The organism is Nocardia sp. NPDC049190, assembly GCF_040648115.1.
Lineage (GTDB): Bacteria > Actinomycetota > Actinomycetes > Mycobacteriales > Mycobacteriaceae > Nocardia.
This window is the reverse complement of record NZ_JBEZDE010000002.1, coordinates 212,075-234,859: the sequence shown is the minus strand read 5'-3', so window position 1 is coordinate 234,859 and position 22,785 is coordinate 212,075. Positions and strand designations below refer to the sequence as shown.

Sequence of the window (22,785 nt, the reverse complement as noted above, 5' to 3'; positions counted from 1 at the left end):
GTGTTCCGGAAGCGAGGTTACGGTTGGACCGGCTGGATTTCGGCGGAAACGGCGAAACTGGTGGCGAACGGGCACACGCGGGTACTGGGGCGGAACCCGGCCTGCTGCCGCCCGGAACCTTCCCGTTGTCTCCTGCCCAGCTGGGCATCTGGTATGCGCAGCATGTCGACCCGCAGGTGCCGGTCAACATCGCGCAGTACGTCGACCTGCGCGGCGAGCTCGATGTAGAGCTGCTGTCGCGCGCCAGCGTCGACGCGTCGCACGAGATGGGCTCCGGGTTCCTGCGCATCATCGAGCACGACGGGCAGCCGTTGCAGTTCGTCGACCACAGCATCGGCGCCTACGACGGCGTCGAGTATGTCGACCTGCGTGACAACGATGATCCGGAAGCGGCCGCGCAGGGGTGGATGCGCGCGGAGTACAGCCGCCCCCTCGATCTGACCACCGACCGACTGGTCAAATCCGCGGCGCTGCGGCTGTCCGACGATCACTGGTACTGGTATTCGCGGGCGCACCACATCGCCTTCGACGGCTTCGGCTCCATGACCTTCGTCAACCGGATCGCTGAGCTGTACACGGCGTACGTCGGTGGCGTCGAGCCGGACGCGGCAAAGTCCACCGACCTGCACACACTCTACGAGCAAGAGATCGCCTACCGCGGCAGCGCCCGTTTCGCTTCCGACCGGGAATACTGGGCCGAGCGGGTCGCGGGGCTGGAGGAAGGCACCAGCCTGACCGGTCGCTCCGCGCCGCCCGCGGCGATCAACGGCATCGCCAGCGCCGCATTGTCCGACGAACAGAACGCGCTGCTGGAGGCGGCTGTCGCGCGGCACGATTCGTCGCCGGCGGGATTGCTGCTCGCGGGATTCGCGGCATATCTGGCGCAGTGGAACGGCGTCCAAGACGTCATCCTCAGTCTGCCGGTGACCGCACGTACCACCGCCGCGATGCGCCGCTCCGGCGGCGTGTCGTCGAACATCGTGCCGCTGCGGCTGCACGTGGGCCACGAGACCACAGTGACCGAGTTGCTCGGGCAGGTCCAGGTCGAGGTGTCCGGCGCGCTGCGCCACCAGCGGTACCGGCACGAGGACATCCGCCGGGACGCGGCTGGCGACGGTGTGGTGACCACCCAGTTCTTCGGGCCGTGGGTCAACATCATGTTGTTCCACGACCAGCTGGCGCTCGGGCCGATCGTCGGCCAACTCAGCGTGCTGTCCACCGGCAGCATCGAGGACCTCGGCGTCAACTTCTACCGCTCGGTCGGGGGCACCCGTTCGCATATCGACTTCGAGACCAACCCGAATCTCTACACCGAGGACGAGGCACACCGGCAGCACGGCCGCTTCCTCGAGTTCTTCGATCGCTTCCTCGCCGCCGACCCGGATTCGGCGGTGTGGGGTCTGCAGGTCACCACCTCCGACGAGCGCGATCGGACGCTGCTGGAGTGGAACGACTCCGAGCAGGAGGTACCGGATACCACGCTCGCGGCGCTGCTCGATGCGCAGATACCGCTCACCCCGGACAACGTCGCGCTCGATTTCGAGGGCGCGACGCTGACCTACGCGGAGTTCGACGCGCGGGTCAACCGGCTGGCCCGGTTTCTGATCGCCGATGGCGTCGGCCCGGAGTCGCTGGTCGCGCTGGGTCTGCGCCGCTCGCTGGAGCTGGTGATCGGTATGCACGCGGTACTGAAGGCCGGTGGCGCGTATGTGCCGATCGATCCGGATCATCCGGCCGATCGCACCGCCTACATCCTCGACAGTGCCGCTCCGGTGTGCGTGCTGACGCTGTCCTCGGATGATCTGGAGTTGCCCGACACGGTGCGCCGGGTGGAGATCGACACGCTGGACGTGTCGGAATACTCGCACGCCCCGATCGCTGACACCGACCGACTCGCTCCGCTACTGCCGGGCAACACCGCCTACGTCATCTACACCTCGGGTTCGACCGGTCGGCCCAAGGGCGTCGCGGTCACCCACCACGCGATCGTCAACCAGCAGCTGTGGATGCTCGACGAGTACCGGCTGACCGCCGAGGACGTCTACCTGCAGAAAACCGCGACCACGTTCGACGTGTCGCTGTGGGGTTATTTCCTTCCGCTGATGGTGGGCGCCGCGCTGATCATCGCGTCGCCGGACGGCCATCGCGACCCGCTGTACGTCGCGGACATGATCGAACGGCACGGGGTCACCGTGACCGACTTCGTTCCCTCCATGCTCACGGTATTCGTCGAGCACGCCACCCCGGCCCAATGCGCCACGCTGCGCGCGGTTTTCGTGATCGGTGAGGCGCTGCCGCCGGAGACGGCCGCGAAGTTCAGGGCGATCACCGCCGATGGTCGCGCCGCGGGTTGCGCGCCGGCCGGGTTGCACAACCTGTACGGCCCGACCGAGGCCGCGGTCTCGGTGACCTACTGGGAGGCGACCGCCGCCGACACGGTGACCGTGCCGATCGGCATCCCGGAGTGGAATGTCGAGGTCTATGTGCTGGATTCGCGGCTGCGTCCGGCCGCGATCGGCGCGCCGGGGGAGCTGTACCTCGGCGGACGCCAACTGGCCCGCGGCTACCGCGGCCGCCCGGACCTGACCTCGGATCGGTTCGTCGCCAACCCGCTGTCCTCGACGGGCGAGCGGATGTATCGCACCGGCGACCTGGTGCGCTGGAACGACGCGGGAACGCTGGAATACATCGGCCGCACCGACTTCCAGGTGAAATTCCGCGGCCAGCGCATCGAGCTCGGTGAGATCGAGACCGATCTGCTCGCCCATCCCGCCGTCAGTCAGGCGGTGGTGTTGGTCGTGGACACGGCCACCGGCCAGCAGCTGGTCGCCTACGTCGTCGCGGCGCCCGGCCGGGCCGTCGATCCGGTGGAGCTGAGCAGGTTCGCGGCGGAGCAACTGCCGAGCTACATGGTGCCCGCGTCCATCATGGTGCTGGACGCCTTCCCGCTCAACACCAGCGGCAAACTGGACCGTAAGGCCCTGCCGGAGCCGGTGTTCAGTGCCGACGCGGGCGGATTCCGGGCGGCACGCACCCAGGCCGAGCAGATCGTGGCAGGCATCTTCGCCGATGTGCTGAGCCAGGACCGGATCGGCATCGACGACAACTTCTTCGACCTCGGCGGTAACTCGCTGGTCGCGACCCAAGTGGTGGCACGGATCGGCGCGGCCTTCGGCACCCAGATCGGGGTGCGCGCGCTGTTCGAGACCCCGACCGTCGCCGGCATCGCGGCGCGTGCGGAGAATGCCGCCCCCACCGACGCCGCCCGCCCGCCGCTGGTGGCCCAGCAGCTGCCGGAACGGGTTCCGCTGTCGCTCGCGCAGCAGCGCATGTGGTTCATCAACCAGTTCGACCCGACCGTGCCGACCTACAACCTGCCGTTCGTGGTGCGGTTGCGCGGCACCGTGGATGCGGAGGCATTGCAGGCCGCGCTGCTCGACGTGGTCGAGCGCCAGCAGTCGCTGCGCACGATTTTCCCGGAGTCCGGCGACGGTGGGTATCAGCAGGTGCTGCCGGTCGATCAAGTGCACCTCGGCATCGAGGTGCAGCCGATCGACGAAGCTGTACTGCCCGGTGCGCTGGCCGAATTCGCCGCGCGCGGGTTCGACGTGTCGCGCGAGTTGCCGATCAGGGTTCGGATCTTCGCGGTCTCCGGTGCGCGCGGCGACGGGGTGGCCGACTACGCGGTCGCGTTCGTGGTGCACCACATCGCGGCCGACGGTTTCTCGTTCGGCCCGCTGGCGCGCGACGTGGCCTCGGCCTACCTGGCCCGCGCCGCGGGCGAGGCGCCGAGCTGGGCCCCGCTACCGGTGCAGTACCAGGACTTCAGCGTCTGGCAGCGCGAGCTGCTCGGCGCCGAGTCCGATCCCGCCTCCATGGCCGCCCGCGAAATCGCCTATTGGCGGCGGGCTTTGGCGGGTCTACCGGATCAGCTCGACCTGCCCGCGGATCGCCCACGCCCCTCGGTGCAGAGCTTCCACGGCAGTCGAGTGAGCTTCGAGGTCGACGTCGCGCTGCACGAACGACTGGTCGCGCTGGCCCGCGCCCAGGGCGTCAGTCTGTTCATGGTCATGCACGCCTCGCTGGCGGTGCTGCTGGCGCGGTTGTCCGGCACCGGCGACATTGCCATCGGAACCCCGGTGGCCGGGCGTGGCGAGCAGGCGCTCGATGACGTGATCGGCATGTTCGTCAACACCCTGGTGCTGCGCTCGGAGGTGGACGGCAGCGAGCGGTTCGCCGACTTCCTCACCAGGACACGGGAAACCGATCTCGCCGCGTTCGCCTTCTCGGACGTGCCGTTCGAGCGACTGGTCGAGGTGCTCAACCCGACCCGCTCGCAGGCGCGCCACCCGTTGTTCCAGGTGATGCTGTCGTTCCAGGAGATGTCGCACGCGGCCCTGGAACTGCCGGGGTTCTCGGCCACCGCCGACGAGCTCGAGGTCGACATCGCCAAGTTCGACCTGCAGTGGACCGTCACCGAGGAGCGCGGCGCGCGAGGTGAACCCGCCGGCATGGCGGCCGTGATCTCGTTCGCCACCGACCTGTTCGACGCTGCGACGGTCACCGAATTCGGGCGGCGCTATCTGCGCGTACTCGAAGCCGCCGTCTCCGCACCGGATGTCACGGTTCGCGACATCGAGATTCTCGACGACGCCGAACGCGCCATGGTGCTGACCGAATGGAATCGCACCGGCTACGAGGTGCCCGCGACCAGCGTGCTCGAACTGTTCGAGCAGCAGGTGCGGTCGCGACCCGACGATATCGCCGTGGTGTTCGACGGCGCAGGGCGCGCCGCAGCCGTGCTCGGTCCGCAGACCACGCTGACCTACGCCGAGTTCGCGGCGCGCGTGAATCGCCTGGCGCGCAAGCTGATCGCCGAGGGCGTCGGTCCGGAGTCGCTGGTCGCCGTCGGTATCCGCCGGTCGGTGGACATGCTGGTCGCCCTCTACGCCACCATGACCGCGGGCGGCGGATACGTGCCGATCGACCCGGACCACCCGGCCGAGCGCACGGACTACGTGCTGGCCAGCTCGGCACCGGTCTGTGTGCTGACCACCACCGCGGACAACGTCACCGCCGCCGATGTGCCGGTGCTCGCCTTGGACACTCTGGAACTGGGTGAGTTCGGCGACGAACCGGTTACCGATGCCGAGCGCCGCGCGCCGCTGCGCCCGGCGAACACGGCCTACGTGCTCTACACCTCCGGGTCCACCGGGCGCCCCAAGGGCGTCGCGGTGAGCCATGCCAGCGTGGTCAATCAGATCGCCTGGATCACCGCGGAGTACCGGATCAACCCGGCCGACGTGATCCTGCAGAAGACGCCGGTCACGTTCGACGTGTCGGTGTGGGAGCTGTTCGGCACCCTGGCCGTCGGCGCGCGCATGGTGATCGCCGCCCCCGACGGCCACCGCGACCCGATGTATCTCTCGGAGATCATCGGACGGCACCGGGTCACCATGACCTCGTTCGTGCCCTCGATGCTCTCGGTGTTCGCGGGCGCCGCGTCGTCGGCCGAATGCGCGTCGCTGCGTGCGGTTCTCGTCGCCGGTGAGGCGCTGCCGCCCGCCACGGTCACCGCGTTCCGGCAGTTCTCCACCGCCGCGGTGCACAACCTGTACGGACCCACCGAGTTCACCGTGCACGCCACCGCCTGGCATCTCAACGAAGTCGCACCCAGCACGGTGCCGATCGGGCGCCCGGTGTGGAACGCGCAGACCTACGTCTTGGACGAGGGCCTGAACCCGGTTCCGGTCGGCGTGCCCGGCGAGCTGTATCTGGGCGGTGCGCAGACCGCCCGCGGCTACTACGGTCGCGCCGACCTGTCCGCGGAACGGTTTGTCGCCGACCCGTTCGGTGCGCCCGGCTCCCGCCTGTACCGGACCGGTGACCTGGTGCGCTGGGTGCAACCGCGCGATCCCGAGGTGGGCAACGCCGGTGTGCTGGAGTACATCGGCCGCACCGACTTCCAGGTCAAGTTCCGCGGTCAGCGCATCGAGCTCGGCGAGATCGAGACCGCCCTGCTCGAGCACTCCGCGGTCACCCAGGCCGTGGTACTGGTCATCGATACCGTCGCAGGCGACCAGTTGGTCGCCTATGTGGTCACGCCCGGCGGACCGGTCGACATCGACAACATCAAGAATGTTCTGCATCGCACCCTGCCCGCCTACATGGTGCCGTCGGCGATCGTGGTGCTCGAGTCGCTGCCCCTCAACCCCTCCGGCAAACTCGACCGCAAGGCCCTGCCCGCGCCGGTGTTCGAGGTGCGTGAGTTCCGTGCTCCCACCACGCCGATCGAGGAGATCGTCGCGCAGATCTTCGGCGAGGTGCTCGGCATCACCCGGGTCGGCGTCGACGACGACTTCTTCGAGCTCGGCGGCAACTCGCTGATCGCGACGCAGGTCGCCTCTCGGCTGGGCATCGCGCTGGACACCCGGGTGCCGGTGCGCATGCTGTTCGAGGCGTCCACCGTCGCCGCGCTCGCCGCACGGGTGGAGTCGCACGCCGGGGACGGCGCGCGCAAGGCGCTGGTCGCCCGGCATCGTCCGGACGAGGTGCCGCTGTCGCTCGCGCAGCAGCGCATGTGGTTCCTCAACCGGTTCGACACCGCCTCGGCGGTGAACAACATCCCGGTCGCCATCCGGCTGTCCGGCGATCTGGATATCGCCGCGCTGCAGGTCGCGGTCATCGACGTGATCGACCGGCACGAGTCACTGCGCACGGTCTTCCCAGAGACCAACAGCGGTCCGGTCCAGGTGGTGCTGGACGCCGCACAGATCGTGCCGGACCTGACCCCGGTGCCGGTGACCGAACACAACCTGATCGACCATTTGGTCGAACTCGCCTCGATGGCGTTCGACGTGACCAGCGAAGTGCCGCTGCACGCACGACTGTTCGAGATCAGCGAGACCGAGTATGTGCTCAGCATGGTGGTGCATCACATCTCGGCCGACGGCTGGTCGATGGGCCCGCTGGCCCGCGATGTCATGGTGGCGTACGCCGCCCGCACCTCGTGGGAGGCGCCGGCCTGGTCGGCATTGCCGGTGCAGTATGCGGACTACGCGCTGTGGCAACGCGAAGTGCTCGGCTCCGAAGACGACCCGAGCTCGCTGATCTCCACCCAGATCCGGTACTGGACACGCGAACTCGCCGACCTACCGGACGAATTGGTGCTGCCGTCGGATCGGCCGCGTCCCGCTGTCGCCTCCTACCGCGGCGGGACCTACCCGTTCGTGATCTCCGGCGAGACGCAGCGCGGGTTGGTCGAACTGGGCCGTAGGCACAACGCCTCGCTGTTCATGGTGCTGCACAGCGCGCTCGCGGTACTGCTGGCCAGGGCAAGCGGTACCGACGACATCGCCATCGGTACACCGGTCGCCGGCCGCGGCGAGGCCGCGCTGGACGACCTGATCGGCATGTTCGTCAACACCCTCGTGCTGCGCACCAAGGTGGACGGCGCGTCCAGCTTCGTCGATCTGCTCGCCACGGCCCGCGAGACCGACCTACACGCCTTCGCGCACGCGGATGTGCCCTTCGAGCGGCTGGTCGAGGTGCTCAACCCGGCCCGCTCGCAGGCCAGACACCCACTGTTCCAGGTCATGCTGACCTTCCAGAACACCAGGCAGGCCGGCCTGGAGTTGCCCGGCCTCTCGGTCAACGGCATCGACTACGATGCCCGGCTCGCCAAGTTCGACCTGCAACTGACGCTCTCGGAGACCCAGGACGAACAGGGTGACGCGGCGGGGATGTCGGCCGAGTTCTCCTACGCTCTCGACCTGTTCGACGAGGCGACAGTCGCCGCGTTCGCGCGACGCCTGGATCGTATTCTCGCGGCCGTCACCGCCGACCCGAATGTGCCGGTCGGCGATATCGACCTGCTCACGCCGGCCGAGCACGCGCGGGTCCTGGTCGACTGGAACGACAATGCGCACCCGGTGGGCGCCGATACGCTGGTCTCGCTGTTCGATGCGCAGGTGGCGGCGACGCCGGACGCGGTCGCATTGGACTTCGAAGACGAATGGCTCACCTATCGCGAACTGCAGCAGCGGGCCAACCGCATCGCCAGGCAGCTGATCGGCGCGGGCGTCGGGCCGGGATCGCTGGTGGCGCTGGCGATCCGGCGTTCGACGGAACTGGTCGTCGCGATGTACGCGGTGGCGCAGACCGGCGCCGCCTACGTCCCGTTGGACCCCGATCAGCCCGCGGACCGGGTCAACTACATTATCGAGACCGCGCGGCCACGGATCGTGCTGTATCGCTCGGCGGACGGATTCGACCTCGAGCTGCCGCCGCAGGTGACGGCGCTCCCGGTCGAGGGCATCGAAGGGGTTCCGGGATACGCGGACTCCAGCGGCGCGCCGATCGCCGACAGTGAACGCACGCAACCCCTTCGGCCGGAGAACATCGCGTACGTGATCTTCACGTCGGGGTCGACCGGCCGCCCGAAAGGCGTGGCGGTCGGTCACGCCGCGATCGTCAACCGCCTGCGGTGGATGCAGCACGAATATCCGATCGGCCCCGAGGACGCGGTACTGCAGAAGACGCCCGCCACGTTCGACGTGTCGGTGTGGGAGTTCTTCTGGCCCTTGCAGACCGGTGCCCGGCTGATCATCGCGCGCCCCGACGGACACCGCGACCCGGTGTACCTGTCCCAGATCATCGCCGACAAGGGCATCACGACAGCGCATTTCGTGCCGTCCATGCTGTCGGTGTTCGTGGCTACGCTCGGCAACGAGAACGGCGAGGGCCTGGCCGCGCCGCGTTTGCGGCAGGTGTTCGCCTCGGGTGAGGCGCTGCCCGCGCCGACCGCGGCCCGGCTGCGCGAGCTGACCGGCGCCCGGTTGCACAACCTGTACGGCCCGACCGAAGCCGCCGTCGACGTGACGTATCACGAAGCGACGGACGCGGATACCGTGTCGGTGCCGATCGGACGCCCGGTATGGAACACCCAGGTTTTCGTCCTCGACAGCCGTCTGCACCCGGTCGCACCGGGTGTCGCGGGTGAGCTGTATCTGGCGGGCGATCAGCTGGCGCTGGGCTACCTCGGTCGCGCGGACCTGACCGCGGATCGATTCGTGGCAAACCCGTACGGCGTCACCGGTGCGCGGATGTACCGCACCGGTGACCTCGTCACCTGGACTCCCGACGGTGAGCTGGAGTATCTGGGCCGCACCGACTTCCAGGTGAAATTGCGTGGCCTGCGCATCGAGCTGGGCGAGATCGAAGCCGCGTTGCTCGCGCAACCCGGGGTCGCGCAATCGGTCGTCGTACTGCGTTCCGACGCGCACGCGGGCGACCAGCTGGTGGGTTACGTTGTCGCCGAGGCGGACGCGATCGTCGACGGTGACCAGGTGAAGGCCGCGATCGCCGCGTCACTGCCGGGTTACATGATCCCGGCGGCGCTGATGGTGTTGGACACCTTCCCGGTCAACGCCTCCGGCAAGCTGGACCGTAAGGCGCTGCCCGCGCCGGTGTTCGAGGCCAAGGTGTTCCGTGCACCGTCCACCCCGATCGAAGAGATCGTGGCAGAGGTGTTCGCCGAGCTGGTCGGTGTGTCGCGCGTCGGTGTGGACGACGACTTCTTCGAGCTGGGCGGCAACTCGCTGGTGGCCACCCAGGTGGTCGCCCGCCTGAGCGCGGCGTTGAACACCGAGGTCGGGGTGCGCGCGCTGTTCGAGGCGCCGACCGTCGGCGCGCTGGCCGCCAGAGTCGAGTCGCACGCGGGTACCGGTGCGCGCCGAGCCCTCACGGCACAGACCCGTCCCGACCACCCGCCGTTGTCGCTCGCGCAGCAGCGGATGTGGTTCCTCAACCGTTTCGACGCCGACTCCGCCGCGAACAACATTCCGGCCGCGGTCCAACTCGAAGGCGTGCTCGATCTGGACGCGCTGCGCGGCGCGGTCTCCGACGTGGTGGCGCGGCATGAATCGCTGCGTACCATCTACCCGTCCCGAGACGGCGTCGCCTATCAGCGGGTGCTGCCGGCGACCAGAGCCATCCCGGACCTGGAGATCGTGCCGGTCGCCGAAGGCCGACTGCTCGGCGCGCTCTACGAATTCGTCGAGCGTGGCTTCGACATCACCGCCGAACCGCCGGTGCGCCTGCGTGCTTACCGGCTCGGCGCGGACGACTATGTTCTGGTCGTGGTGGTGCACCACATCGCCGCGGACGGGTTCTCGATGCGGCCGCTGGTGCGTGATCTGATGACCGCCTATGTGGCGCGCACCTCGGCGTCCGAGCCGGGCTGGCCGCCACTGGCGGTGCAGTACGTCGACTTCGCGCTGTGGCAGCGTGACACGCTCGGTTCCGAGGACGATCCGACTTCGCTGATCTCCGAGCAACTCGACTACTGGCGCGAGGCGCTCGCGGGCCTGCCGGAGGAGCTGCGACTGGCCGGCCGCCCCCGGCCCGCCGTCGCGTCCTATCAGGCGGGTACGCATCGGTTCCGCGTGCCGGGCGAGCTGATCGACGAGCTGAACCGGGTCGCGCACACGCACGGCACCACGCTGTTCATGGTGGTGCACAGTGCCTTCGCCGCACTGCTGGCCCGGTTGAGCGGCTCCGACGACATCGCTATCGGCATCCCGGTGGCCGGGCGTGGCCAGCAGGCCCTCGACGACCTGGTCGGCATGTTCGTCAACACCCTGGTGCTGCGCGCCCAGGTGGACGCCGCCGAGTCGTTCACCGACCTGCTCGCCCAGGTGCGCGAGCGCGACCTGCAGGCCTTCGCGCACGCGGACGTGCCGTTCGAGCGGCTGGTCGAGGTGCTCAACCCGGTCCGCTCGCAGGCGCGTCACCCGCTGTTCCAGGTGATGCTGTCGTTCCAGAACCTCGGGCGCACCTCGCTGGAGTTGCCCGGTCTCACCGTCTCCGAGCTGAGCCTCGACCAGCCGACTGCGAAGTTCGACCTGCAGCTGACGCTGAGCGAGGTGCCCGGTGTTCAGACCGCGATGGACGCCGAACTCGTCTACGCCAGCGACCTTTTCGACGGCCCGTTCGCCTCGACGTTCGCCGAGCGCTTCGTCCGCGCGCTGCGCGGCGTCGCCGCCGAGCCGTCGGTCGCGGTCGGCGACATCGACCTGCTGGACGCCGCCGAACGATCGCTGGTGATCGAGCGGTGGAACGCCACGGAATTCTCGGTCGACGCCGCGCTCACGTCGCCGGTGGGCGATGCCGCGGCAACCCTGGTTTCGCTGTTCGAGGCGCAGGTGGCGCGCACGCCGGACCGAGACGCGGTGACCTTCGAGGGGACAAGTCTGTCCTATGCCGAGTTCGCCGGCCGAGTGCATCGACTGGCGCGCTGGTTGAAGCGCAACGGCGTCGGCCCGGAATCGTATGTGGCGCTGGGCATGCGCCGCTCGATCGACCTCGTGGTCGGCATGTACGCGGTGAACGTCGCGGGCGGTGCGTACGTGCCGCTGGACCCGGATCATCCGGCTGAGCGCACCGACTACATTCTGGAAACCGCACGACCGGTGTGCGTGCTGACCTCCGGTTCCGATCTGGCGACGACCGCCTCCCGGCAGGTGCGTATCGACCGGCTCGACCTGTCGGAGTTCGCGGACGCGCCCCTGACCGACGCGGATCGGCACAAGCCGTTGCGTCCGGCCAACACGGCGTATGTGATCTTCACGTCGGGTTCGACCGGTCGTCCGAAGGGTGTGGCGGTCTCGCATGCCGCGATCGTGAACCGCTTGGTGTGGATGCATGCCGAGTATGGTCTTGCGGCTTACGATGTGGTGCTGCAGAAGACGCCGGCGACGTTCGACGTGTCGGTGTGGGAGTTCTTCTGGCCCTTGCAGGTCGGTGCGCGTTTGGTGGTCGCGAAGCCGGACGGGCACCGCGATCCCGCCTATCTGGCGCAGTTGATCACCGAGGAGCGGGTCACTACGGCGCATTTCGTGCCGTCGATGCTATCGGTGTTCGTGAGTTCGTTGGCGGAGTCCGCGGGTCGGTCCGGGCGGGCGCAGGCGGCCGGTGCGGAGCGCCACGCCGACGAATGTGCAAGTCTGCGTAATGTTTTCGCGTCCGGTGAGGCGTTGCCCGCGGTCACGGCGCAGCGGTTGCGTGAGTTGACCGGTGCGCGTCTGCACAACCTGTATGGTCCGACCGAGGCTGCGGTCGATGTCACGTATCACGAGGTGACCGACGCTGACACCGTGTCGGTGCCGATCGGTGCTCCGGTGTTCAACACGCAGGTGTACGTGCTGGATTCGCGGCTACGGCCGGTGCCTGCCGGCGTGCCGGGCGAGCTGTATCTGGCGGGCGCACAACTCGCCCACGGCTACGTGGCCCGCCCCGACCTGACGACCGAGCGTTTCGTGGCCAATCCGTTCGGCGACGGCGCCCGGATGTACCGCACCGGTGACCTGGTGGCCTGGACGGCCGGTGGTGAGCTGGAGTATCTGGGTCGTACCGATTTCCAGGTGAAGTTGCGTGGTCTGCGGATCGAGTTGGGTGAGATCGAGTCGGCGCTGACGGCGTTGGAGTCCATCGCGCAGGCGGTCGTGGTGGTGCGTTCGGATGATCGGCTCGGCGACCAACTGGTCGCCTATCTGGTGGCGGATCCGGACCGTGTGGCCGACGTCGACTCGGTGCGGGCTGAACTCAGCGCGCAGCTGCCCGCGTACATGGTGCCGTCGGCCTACGTGGTGCTCGATGAGTTCCCGTTGAATGCCTCCGGCAAGTTGGATCGCAAGGCGCTGCCCGCGCCGGTGTTCGAGGCCAAGGTGTTCCGGGCGCCGGCCACCCCGGTACAGGAGATCGTGGCCGACACGTTCGCCGAGGTACTCGGCGTCGACCGCGTCGGCCTGGACGACGATTTCTTCGAACTCGGCGGCAACTCGCTGGTCGCCACTCAGGTGGCGGCCCGGCTCGGCGAGGCGCTCGACACCCAGGTTCCGGTGCGCACGCTGTTCGAGGCGTCCACCGTCGTCGCGCTGGCCGCGAAGGTGGAATCGGCTGCCGGACAGGGTGGCCGAGCGCCGTTGACAGCGCGGCAGCGCCCGGCTCCGGTGCCGCTGCCGACCGGTGAGACGGCGCAACTGGTGCCGCTGTCGCTCGCGCAGCAGCGGATGTGGTTCCTCAACCGGTTCGACAGCCGCACCGCGGTGAACAACATCCCGGTGGCGCTCGGCCTGACCGGTGACCTCGATGTGGCCGCGCTCGGCGCGGCGCTCGGCGACGTGCTCGCGCGGCACGAAGCGCTGCGCACCGTCTATCCCGAGGTAGCGGGGATCGGCTACCAGCGCGTCCGGTCCGCCGCCGAGGTGGCGATCGACCTGACCGCCGAACCCGTCGCCGCGGCGGAACTGCCCGCGCGGATCGTCGAACTCGCGAGCGTCGGTTTCGACGTGACCGAGGAGATCGGGTTCCGGGCCAGCCTGCTCGCCCGGTCCGCGACCGACCACGTGCTGGTTCTGGTCATGCACCACATCAGCGCCGACGGCTTCTCGCTGCGACCGCTGTTGCGTGACGTGGTGCTCGCCTACACCGAGCGCACCCGCGGTGAAGTCCCCTCCTGGGCCCCGCTCGAGGTGCAGTACGCCGACTACGCGCTGTGGCAGCGCGACGTTCTGGGCGCCGAGGACGACGCGCACTCCGTCGCCGCGCGCCAGATCGCGTACTGGACCGAGCAGCTGCGGGACCTGCCCGACCAGATCGAGCTGCCCGCGGACCGTCCGCGCCCGGAGATCGCCTCCAATGCCGGTGGTACACACAGCTTCTCGATCGACGCCGAGTTGCACGACGCGTTGGCCGAGCTGGCCCGCACTCACGGCGTGACGCTGTTCATGGTCGTGCACGCCGCGCTCGCCGCCTGGGCGGGCAGGTTGTCCAACAGCACCGATATCGCGATCGGCACGCCGATCGCGGGCCGTGGCGAACGCGCGCTCGACGATATCGTCGGCATGTTCGTCAACACGTTGGTGCTGCGCAGCGAGGTCGATCCGGCCGCCACCTTCGGCGAACTGCTCGACCAGGTGCGCCGCACCGACTTGGCCGCCTTCGCCAACGCCGACGTGCCGTTCGAGCGGCTGGTGGACGTCATCAGCCCGACGCGCTCGCAGGCGCACCACCCGCTGTTCCAGGTCGCGCTGACTTTCGAGGCAGCGTCCGCTTCCGAGCTCGGCGTCGTGTCGCTGTCCGGCCTCGACGTGGAGATCGTCGAATTCGACGCGGGCACTGCCAAGTTCGACGTCCAGCTCACGGTCGGCGAGATCGCCGACGGCGGGCTGGCGCTGTCCTGGAACTACGCCACCGAACTGTTCGACCCGGAGACGGTGGCCGCCTTCGCGGACCGTCTGGTGCGCATTCTGCGTGGCGTCGCCGATGATCCGCGGATCGCGATCGGCGACATCGATCTGCTCGGCGAGTCCGAGCGCCTCGATGTCGCGCAGCGCTGGGTGTCCTCCGGCGCCGACAGCGTGGCGCGGGCGACGGAGCCGGTGGTCCGGGTCGCCGCGGAGCGGCACCGGAAAACCGTTGCCGAGGTCCGGACGGCCGCGTTCGCGGACCGGGGCGCCACGCTGGTGACGGTGTTCGACGCGGCGGTCGCCGCGCACCCGCACCGCATCGCGGCCCGTTTCGGCGTGGAGACGCTGACCTACGCCGAGCTGGACCGGCGGGCGAACGTGCTGGCGCGTCGGCTGATCGCCGACGGTGCGGGACCGGAAGCGCTGGTCGCGGTGATCCTGCCGCGTTCGCTCGACCTGGTTGTCGCGCTGCTGGCCGTGGTGAAGACCGGCGCGGGCTACGTGCCGGTCGATCCGACCTACCCGGCCGACCGGATCGCCTACGTGCTGGCCGATTCCCGGCCGACCAGCGTGATCCTCGATTCCACGGTCCAGGTGACCGTTCCGGACGAACTGCCCGCCGTCGTGCTCGACGGGTTCGCGGTCGAGACCGGCAATGTGGAGGACGCCGACGACGGGCCGATCACCGACGCCGACCGGGTGGCCGCGCTCACGCCGGACAATGTCGCCTACGTGATCTACACCTCCGGCTCGACCGGCCGACCCAAGGGCGTCGCGGTCGCGCACCGAAATGTGGTGCGGCTGTTCGCCAATACCGACCGGGACTTCGGATTCGGACCCGACGATGTGTGGACGCTGTTCCACAGTTACGCCTTCGACTTCTCGGTGTGGGAGCTGTGGGGTCCGCTGCTGTTCGGCGGCACCCTCGTGGTGGTCGACTACTACACCTCGCGATCGCCCGAGCAGTTCCTGGAGCTGCTGCGCACCGAGCGGGTCACGGTGCTCAACCAGACGCCGTCGGCCTTCTATCAGCTGGCGGAGGCGGACCGGAACGCGGCGGCGGACGCGGCGCCGCTGGCGCTGCGTTACGTCGTGTTCGGCGGCGAGGCGCTCGAGTTGCGCAGGCTGTCGGACTGGGTGGCGCGCCACGGCGCGGGAGCCGACGGCCGCTCCGGCTCGCCGCTGCTGGTCAACATGTACGGCATCACCGAGACCACGGTGCACGTGTCCTACCGCGCGCTGGATGCCGCGACCATCGCCGCCGCCTCGGGCAGCGTGGTCGGCCGCGCCGTGGCGGGTCTGCAGGTCTACGTGCTCGACAGCAGGCTGCGACCGGTCCCGATCGGGGTGGCGGGCGAAATGTACGTGGCGGGACCGCAATTGGCCCGCGGTTATCTCGGCCGGCCCGATCTGTCGGCCACCCGCTTCGTCGCCAACCCGATGGCGGGTGCGGAGGCCGCGGGCTCGCGGCTGTACCGCTCCGGCGACCTCGCGCGTTGGAACCGCTTCGGCGAGCTGGAGTACCTGGGCCGCGCCGACGACCAGGTGAAGGTGCGTGGCTTCCGGATCGAACTCGGCGAGATCGAATCGGCGGTCCTCGCGCAACCCGGGATTGCCCAGGCGGCGGTCATCGTGCGGGAGGACCAGCCCGGTGATCAGCGGATCGTGGCCTATGTGGTCGCCGAACCCGATGTCGAGCCGGTGCTCGACGTGGTCCGCGACGGCGCCGCCGAGCGGCTGCCGGCGTACATGGTGCCCTCGGCGCTGGTGCGGTTGGAATGGATTCCGCTGACCGTCAACGGAAAGCTGGACCGTCGGGCGCTGCCCGCGCCGACGGCGCAGGCTCGCGCGTTCCGCGCGCCGGTCACCCCGGTGCAGGAGACGGTGGCGGCGGTGTTCGCCGACGTGCTCGGCCTGGAGCGGGTCGGCGTGGACGACGACTTCTTCGACCTCGGCGGTAACTCGCTCATCGCGACCAGGGTGGTCGCCCGGATCGGCGCGGCACTCGGCGTGTCCGTCGCGGTGCGCGCGCTGTTCGAGGCGTCCACCGTGGAAGCGCTTGCCGCACGGGTGGAATCGCATGCCGACGGCGACGCGCGGGCCCGTCTGGTCGCGCGGCAGCGTTCGGCCGACGAACTGGTGCCGCTGTCGTTCGCGCAGCAGCGCATGTGGTTCCTGAACAAGTACGACACCACTTCCGCCGCCTATAACCTGCCCATCGCCATTCGGCTGACCGGCGCGCTCGACGTTGCCGCGCTGCGGCTCGCGGTCGCCGATGTGGTGCGCAGACACGAGTCGCTGCGCACCCGCTACCCGGAACACGGCGGCAGCCCCGTCCAGGTGATCGTCCCCGCCGAGGACATCACCCTCGACCTGCACGCGGTGCCGGTGGCGCCGACCGAGCTGACCGCGGCGGTGACCGCGTTCGCCGGCGCCGGATTCGATGTGGCCGAACAGGTTCCGCTGCGCACCCGGCTGTACGCGGCCGGGCCGAACGAGCATGTGCTGGTGGTGGTGGTGCACCACATCGCGGCAGACGGCTTCTCGATGGGGCCGCTGACCCGAGACGTGATGACCGCCTACACGGCGCGCGCCCAGGACAGCGCGCCCGGTTGGGCGCCGTTGACGGTGCAGTACGCCGACTTCGCGATCTGGCAGCGCGAGATCCTCGGCGCCGAAGCCGATCCCGAGTCTCTGCTGGCCAGACAGGTCGCGCATTGGCAGCGCGCGCTCGACGGTATTCCGGACGAACTGGCGTTGCCCGTGGATCGCCCGCGTCCGGCGATCGCCTCGCACCGCGGTGCGACGGTGCACAGCGAGCTGTTCGGCGAGCTGGTCGCCGCGCTGGAAGCCGTCGCGCGCGAGCGCGGGGCCTCGCTGTTCATGGTGATGCACGGCGCCCTGGCCGTCCTGCTCTCGCGACTGTCCGGCGGCGACGACATCGCGGTCGGCACCCCGATCGCGGGGCGCGGCGAGGCCGCGCTCGACGACTTGGTCGGCATGTTCGTCAATACGCTGGTGCTGCGCACCGGAATCGATGCGGCGGAATCGTTCGGCGAACTGCTCGACCGGGTGCGCCGCACCGACCTGGACGCGTACGGCAATGCCGACGTCCCGTTCGAGCGACTGGTGGAACTGCTCGCGCCGGAGCGCTCCCAGGCACGCAACCCGCTGTTCCAGGTGATGCTGGCGTTCCAGAACCTGGAGCGCGCTACCCTGCAGCTGCCGGGTCTGTCGGTGTCCGCACTGGACCTGGAAGAAAAAGTCGCGCGCTTCGACCTGCAGTTCACGCTGTCGGAGCGCGGGGAATCCGGCTCCGGCGCCATGGCATTGGCGCTCACCTACGCCACCGAGCTGTTCGACGAGTCCACCGCGGCACGGATCGTGCAGCGGTGGCAGCGCGTGCTGGCGGCCATCGCGGCCGACCCGGCGATCACCGTCGGCGCCATCGACGTTCTCGACGCCGCCGAACGAGCCGATCTTCTCGCCCGCACCGGCGCTGCGGCCACCCCGGCGCGGACTCTGCCGGAGTTGCTCGCCGAGGCCGTCGCCATCGACCCGCACGCGCCCGCGGTGGTGTTCCAGGGGAGAAGTGTGTCCTATGGCGAGCTGGACACGCGGTCGAACCGCCTGGCTCGCTTGCTGATCGCCCGAGGCATCGGCACCGAGGATCTGGTGGCGGTCGCCGTGCCGCGGTCGGACGAGTCGTATTTCGCGGAGTGGGCGGTAGCCAGGTCCGGCGCGGCGTTCGTGCCGATCGACCCGGCCTACCCGGCCGATCGCATCGCCCACATGGTCACGGACTCGGGTTCCCCGGTCGGCCTCACGGTGGCGTCGGTTCGTGCCGAACTGCCGGATTCGGTCGAGTGGCTGGTGCTCGACGAGCTGGATCTCGCCGAATTCTCCGACGCAGCGGTCACCGACGCGGATCGAGTGCGACCGGTGCGTCCGGAGCACCCGGCCTACGTCATCTACACCTCGGGTTCCACCGGTGTACCTAAGGGCGTCGTGGTCACCCACGCCGGCCTCGCCAATTTCCGCGATGAGCAGAACGCACGCTACGACGTCGATTCCGACACGCGCGCATTGCATTTCGCCTCGCCGAGCTTCGACGCCTCGATCCTGGAGTTCCTGCTCGCGATCGGCCGCGGTGGCACCTTGGTGGTCTGCCCGCCCGGCGTGTACGGCGGCGAGGAGCTGTCCGAACTGATCCAGGCCGAGCGGGTCACGCACGCGTTCCTCACCCCGTCGGTGCTCGCCTCGTTGGATTCGGCCGCGCTGGCCGATATGCGGGTGATCGTGGCCGGTGGTGAGGCCGTGCCCGCCGATCTGGTTCTCAAGTGGGGTGGCGCACCGGATGGTTCGGGCCGCCGTTTCCACAACGGTTACGGTCCGACCGAGACCACGATCATGACGAACATCAGCGATCCGCTGGCGCCCGGTGCTCGGATCACCATCGGCGGTCCGATCCGCGGCATGCAGTCGCTCATCCTGGACGACCAGCTCAGGCCGGTTCCGGTGGGTGTCGCAGGTGAGCTGTATCTATCGGGCGTCCAGCTGGCTCGCGGCTACCACGCGCGGCCGGGGCTGTCGGCCGAGCGTTTCGTCGCCAACCCGTCGGTACCCGGCGCGCGGATGTACCGCACCGGTGACGTCGTGCGCTGGACGAGCACCGGCGAGGTCGAATATGTCGGCCGCTCCGATTTCCAGGTGAAGGTGCGCGGTTTCCGCATCGAACTCGGCGAAATCGACGCCGCGCTCGCCGCGCACGAGACGGTGGACTTCGCGGTCACCCTCGGACACAAGAATGTCGCGGGCGCGACGTCGCTGGTGTCGTATGTGGTAGCGGCGCAAGGCCGTTCGATCGATGTGTCGGCGCTGACCGCTCATGTCGAGGATCGGCTGCCCGCGTACATGGTGCCTTCGTCGATCATGGTGATCGACCATGTCCCGCTCACTCCGGTGGGCAAGCTGGACCGAAAGGCGTTGCCGGAGCCGGTGTTCGCGACCGAGGTCGTGTTCCGCGCCGCCCGCACGCCGGTCGAGCAGACGATCGCCGAGGTATTCGCCGAGGTGCTCGGTCTGGAGCGGGTCGGCATGGACGACTCGTTCTTCGCGCTCGGCGGCGACAGCATCGTCTCCATCCAGCTGGTCTCCAGGGCCAAGGCGCGCGGTGTGGTGTTCACGCCGCGCCACGTTTTCGAGCAGCGCACCGTGGCGGGCTTGGCCGCGGTCGCCGAAACCGCCGAGGCGGCCGAGGCGTCCGCCGTGACGCTCGCCGAACTGCCAGGTGGCGGAGTCGGCACGATGCCGTTGACGCCGGTGGTCCGTTTCATGGCCGAGCGTGGTGGGTCGTTCGGTCGGTTCAACCAGACGCTCGCGCTGGAACTTCCGGTCGGCATCGATCAGGCGGGCATCGCGGCGACGGTGGGCGCGGTCATCGACCGGCACGACATGCTGCGGGCGAGCCTGCGCCGCGCCGGCGACGAGTGGGTCGTCGAGACCGCCGCGCCGGGAACGGTCGACGTGGACGCGCTGATCGACCGCACCGAGTTCGACGCGGGTGTCGGGGACGCCGAGCTGGTCGAGATCGCCTCGGCCGCACTGGACGCGTCGTTGGACCGGCTCGATCCCGCCGCCGGTGTGGTCGTCCGCTTCGTTTGGCTGGAGCCCTCGTCCGCCGATCGTGCCGGACGCCTGATCGTGGTCGCGCATCACGTGGTGGTGGACGGTGTCTCCTGGCGCATCTTGGTGCCGGACTTCGTCACCGCCTGGGGGCAGCGCACCGCGGGCCAGGCGCCCGAGTTGGTCGCACCGGCCACCTCGATGCGGGCCTGGGCGCATGCACTGCAGCGCGAGGCTGCCAGCGCCGAGCGGGTCGCCGAACTCGACTACTGGCGTTCGGTGGTCGGCACCGCCGATCCGCTGCTGACCGAGCGTCCGATGGATCCGGCGATCGATACGTCGGGCGTCGTCGAGAAGCTCCAGGTCCAGGTGTCCGCCGAGGTCACGAAAGCGTTGCTCACCACCGTCCCCGCGCTGTTCCACGGCGGCGTGAACGACGGGCTGCTCACCGCGCTCGCGTTGGCCACCGCGAAGTGGCGCGCCCGCCGGGTCGGCGCCCGCGGCGACGACTCGCTGCTGCTGCGGCTCGAAGGCCACGGCCGCGAAGAGGACCTAGCGCCCGGTGCGGATCTGTCACGCACCGTCGGCTGGTTCACCGCGATCTACCCGGTCCGGGTCGATCTGTCCGGTATCGACATCGATGCCGCGTTCACCGGCGGGCCCGCGCTCGCGACGGCCGTCAAGGCGATCAAGGAGCAACTGCTCGCGGTTCCGGACAAGGGCCTCGGTTACGGTCTGCTGCGCTACCTGAACGCCGACACCGCGCCCGAACTGCCCCGCGACCTGCCCGGCCAGGTGAGTTTCAACTACCTCGGCCGGGTCTCCGAGGGCGACGTGCCCGAGTCGTTGCGCGGCTTCGGCTGGGTTCCCGCGCCGGAACTCGGCGCGCTGGGCGGCGCCTACGACGCGGACATGCCCGCGATGGCGCCGCTGGATGTCAACGCGATCGTGGTCGGCGACAAGCTGACCGCGAATATCGGTTACCCGTCAACCCTGTTCACCGCCGCTGAGGTGCGCGAATTCGGCGAGTTGTGGACCGCCGCGCTGGAAGCGGTTGCCCGCCACGCTCAGTCGCCCGGTGCGGGTGGACACACGCCGTCGGATTTCACGCTCTTGCGCACCGCACGGGACGGATCGGGCCGGGGGGTGACGCAGCGCGATATCGACGGCTGGGAGCAACGGTTCCCCGCGCTGGCCGACGTCTGGCCGCTCTCGGCGCTGCAGGCGGGACTGCTGTTCCACGCCCGCCTGGCCGCCGGCTCGGTGGACGTGTATACCGCGCAGGCGGTGCTGACGCTCACCGGACGGGTGGACGCCGTCCGACTGCGCGCGGCCGCCCAGGCATTGGTGGATCGCCACGAGAACCTGCGCACCGCGTTCGTCACCGACCACGACGGCAATCCGGTGCAGATCGTGCTGGACAGCGTCCGGGTCGCGTGGGCCGAGCACGACCGGATCGCTCGCGGCGACGGTGACGACCTGATCGCCGCCGACCGAATGCGCCGCTTCGATCTCACCGAACCGCCATTGATCCGCTTCACACTGATCCAGGTGGCGGACGCGTCGGCGGCGGGCGGGGCCCGCTGGCAGTTCGTGGTGTCCAACCACCACATCCTGCTCGACGGCTGGTCGATGCCACTGCTCATGCGGGATCTGCTGGTGCTGTATGCCGCACACGCGGACACTGCGGGTGGGGCGGGGGGAGTGAGCGCCGCATTGCCCGCGGCTCGTTCCTATCGGCACTTCTTGGCATGGATCGGGCAGCAGGATCGTTCGGTGTCGCTGGCCGCGTGGTCGAACGCGCTGCGCGGGGTCGGCGAGCCGACGCTGCTGGCCCGCCCGGATGCCGGTCGCGAGATCACCGCACTGTCCGGCGAGTACTTCTTCGACCTGGACGAGGCGGCGACCGCGCGGCTGACCGCGCTGGCCGGCTCGCTCGGCGTCACGCCGAACACCGTGCTGCAGACGGCGTGGGGCATCCTGCTCGGCCGGATGACCAGCCGGGATGATGTGCTGTTCGGCACCACCGTCTCCGGGCGTCCCGCCCAGCTGGCGGGTGTGGAGTCGATGGTCGGTCTGTTCATCAACACCGTGCCGGTGCGGGTGCGCTTCGATCCCTCCGAGTCCGTGCGGGAGCTGTTGGCCAGGACCCAGGGCGAACAAGCCGACTTGCTCGACCATCATCACATCGGCCTCGCCGACATCCAGGCCGGCGCCGGCATCGGCGGCCTGTTCGACACGCTGGTGGTGTTCGAGTCCTACCCGGTCGACGCCGAGGGCCTGCAGGCGCAGGCCTCGGATATCGACGGCATGGCGGTGGTCGGCCTGGACGCGGCCGACGCCACGCACTACCCGCTGACGTTGATCGCACAGTTGGATTCGCGGTTGCGCGTGCGCGCCGGCTACCTGCGCGACCTGTTCGACGAGCAGACGGTGCGCCGCATCGCCGACCGCCTGGTCCGGGTGCTCACCGTGATCAGCGCCGAGCCCGACGTGGCGGTCGGCGACATCGAGCTGCTCGACACCGCCGAGCGCGAGCTCGTCATGTCCGGTTGGAACGACACCGAGTTCGATGTGGCTGCGGTGTCGTCCGGTCGCGACGGCGGCTCCGTGCCCGCCGCGACCCTGGTCTCGATGTTCTACGACCAGGCCGAACGCACGCCGGACGCGCCCGCGGTCACGTTCGAGGGGACAACTCTGTCCTACGCCGAGTTCGCGGGCCGGGTCAACCAGCTGGCGCGCTGGCTGATCGCGCGCGGCGTCGGTACGGAATCCGCGGTGGCGCTGGGGATGCGGCGCTCGATCGATCTGGTCGTCGGCATGTACGCCGTCGTCGTCGCGGGCGGCGCGTACGTGCCGCTGGATCCGGATCATCCGGCCGATCGCACGGAATACATTCTCGGCACCGTCG

The 22,785-nt window shown here is 69.4% G+C and carries 1 protein-coding gene (running past one end of the window); it reads left to right on the top strand.

Annotated elements, in window-relative coordinates; all coding sequences use genetic code 11:
* Positions 1–23 precede the first annotated feature (23 nt).
* Positions 24–22,785: the 5' portion of a non-ribosomal peptide synthase/polyketide synthase gene (locus AB0B25_RS02915; RefSeq protein WP_357173767.1), read on the top strand. Its footprint extends 21,578 nt past the window's final position; only the first 22,762 of its 44,340 coding nucleotides appear in the window; the start codon lies at positions 24–26; its stop codon lies beyond the right edge, outside the window.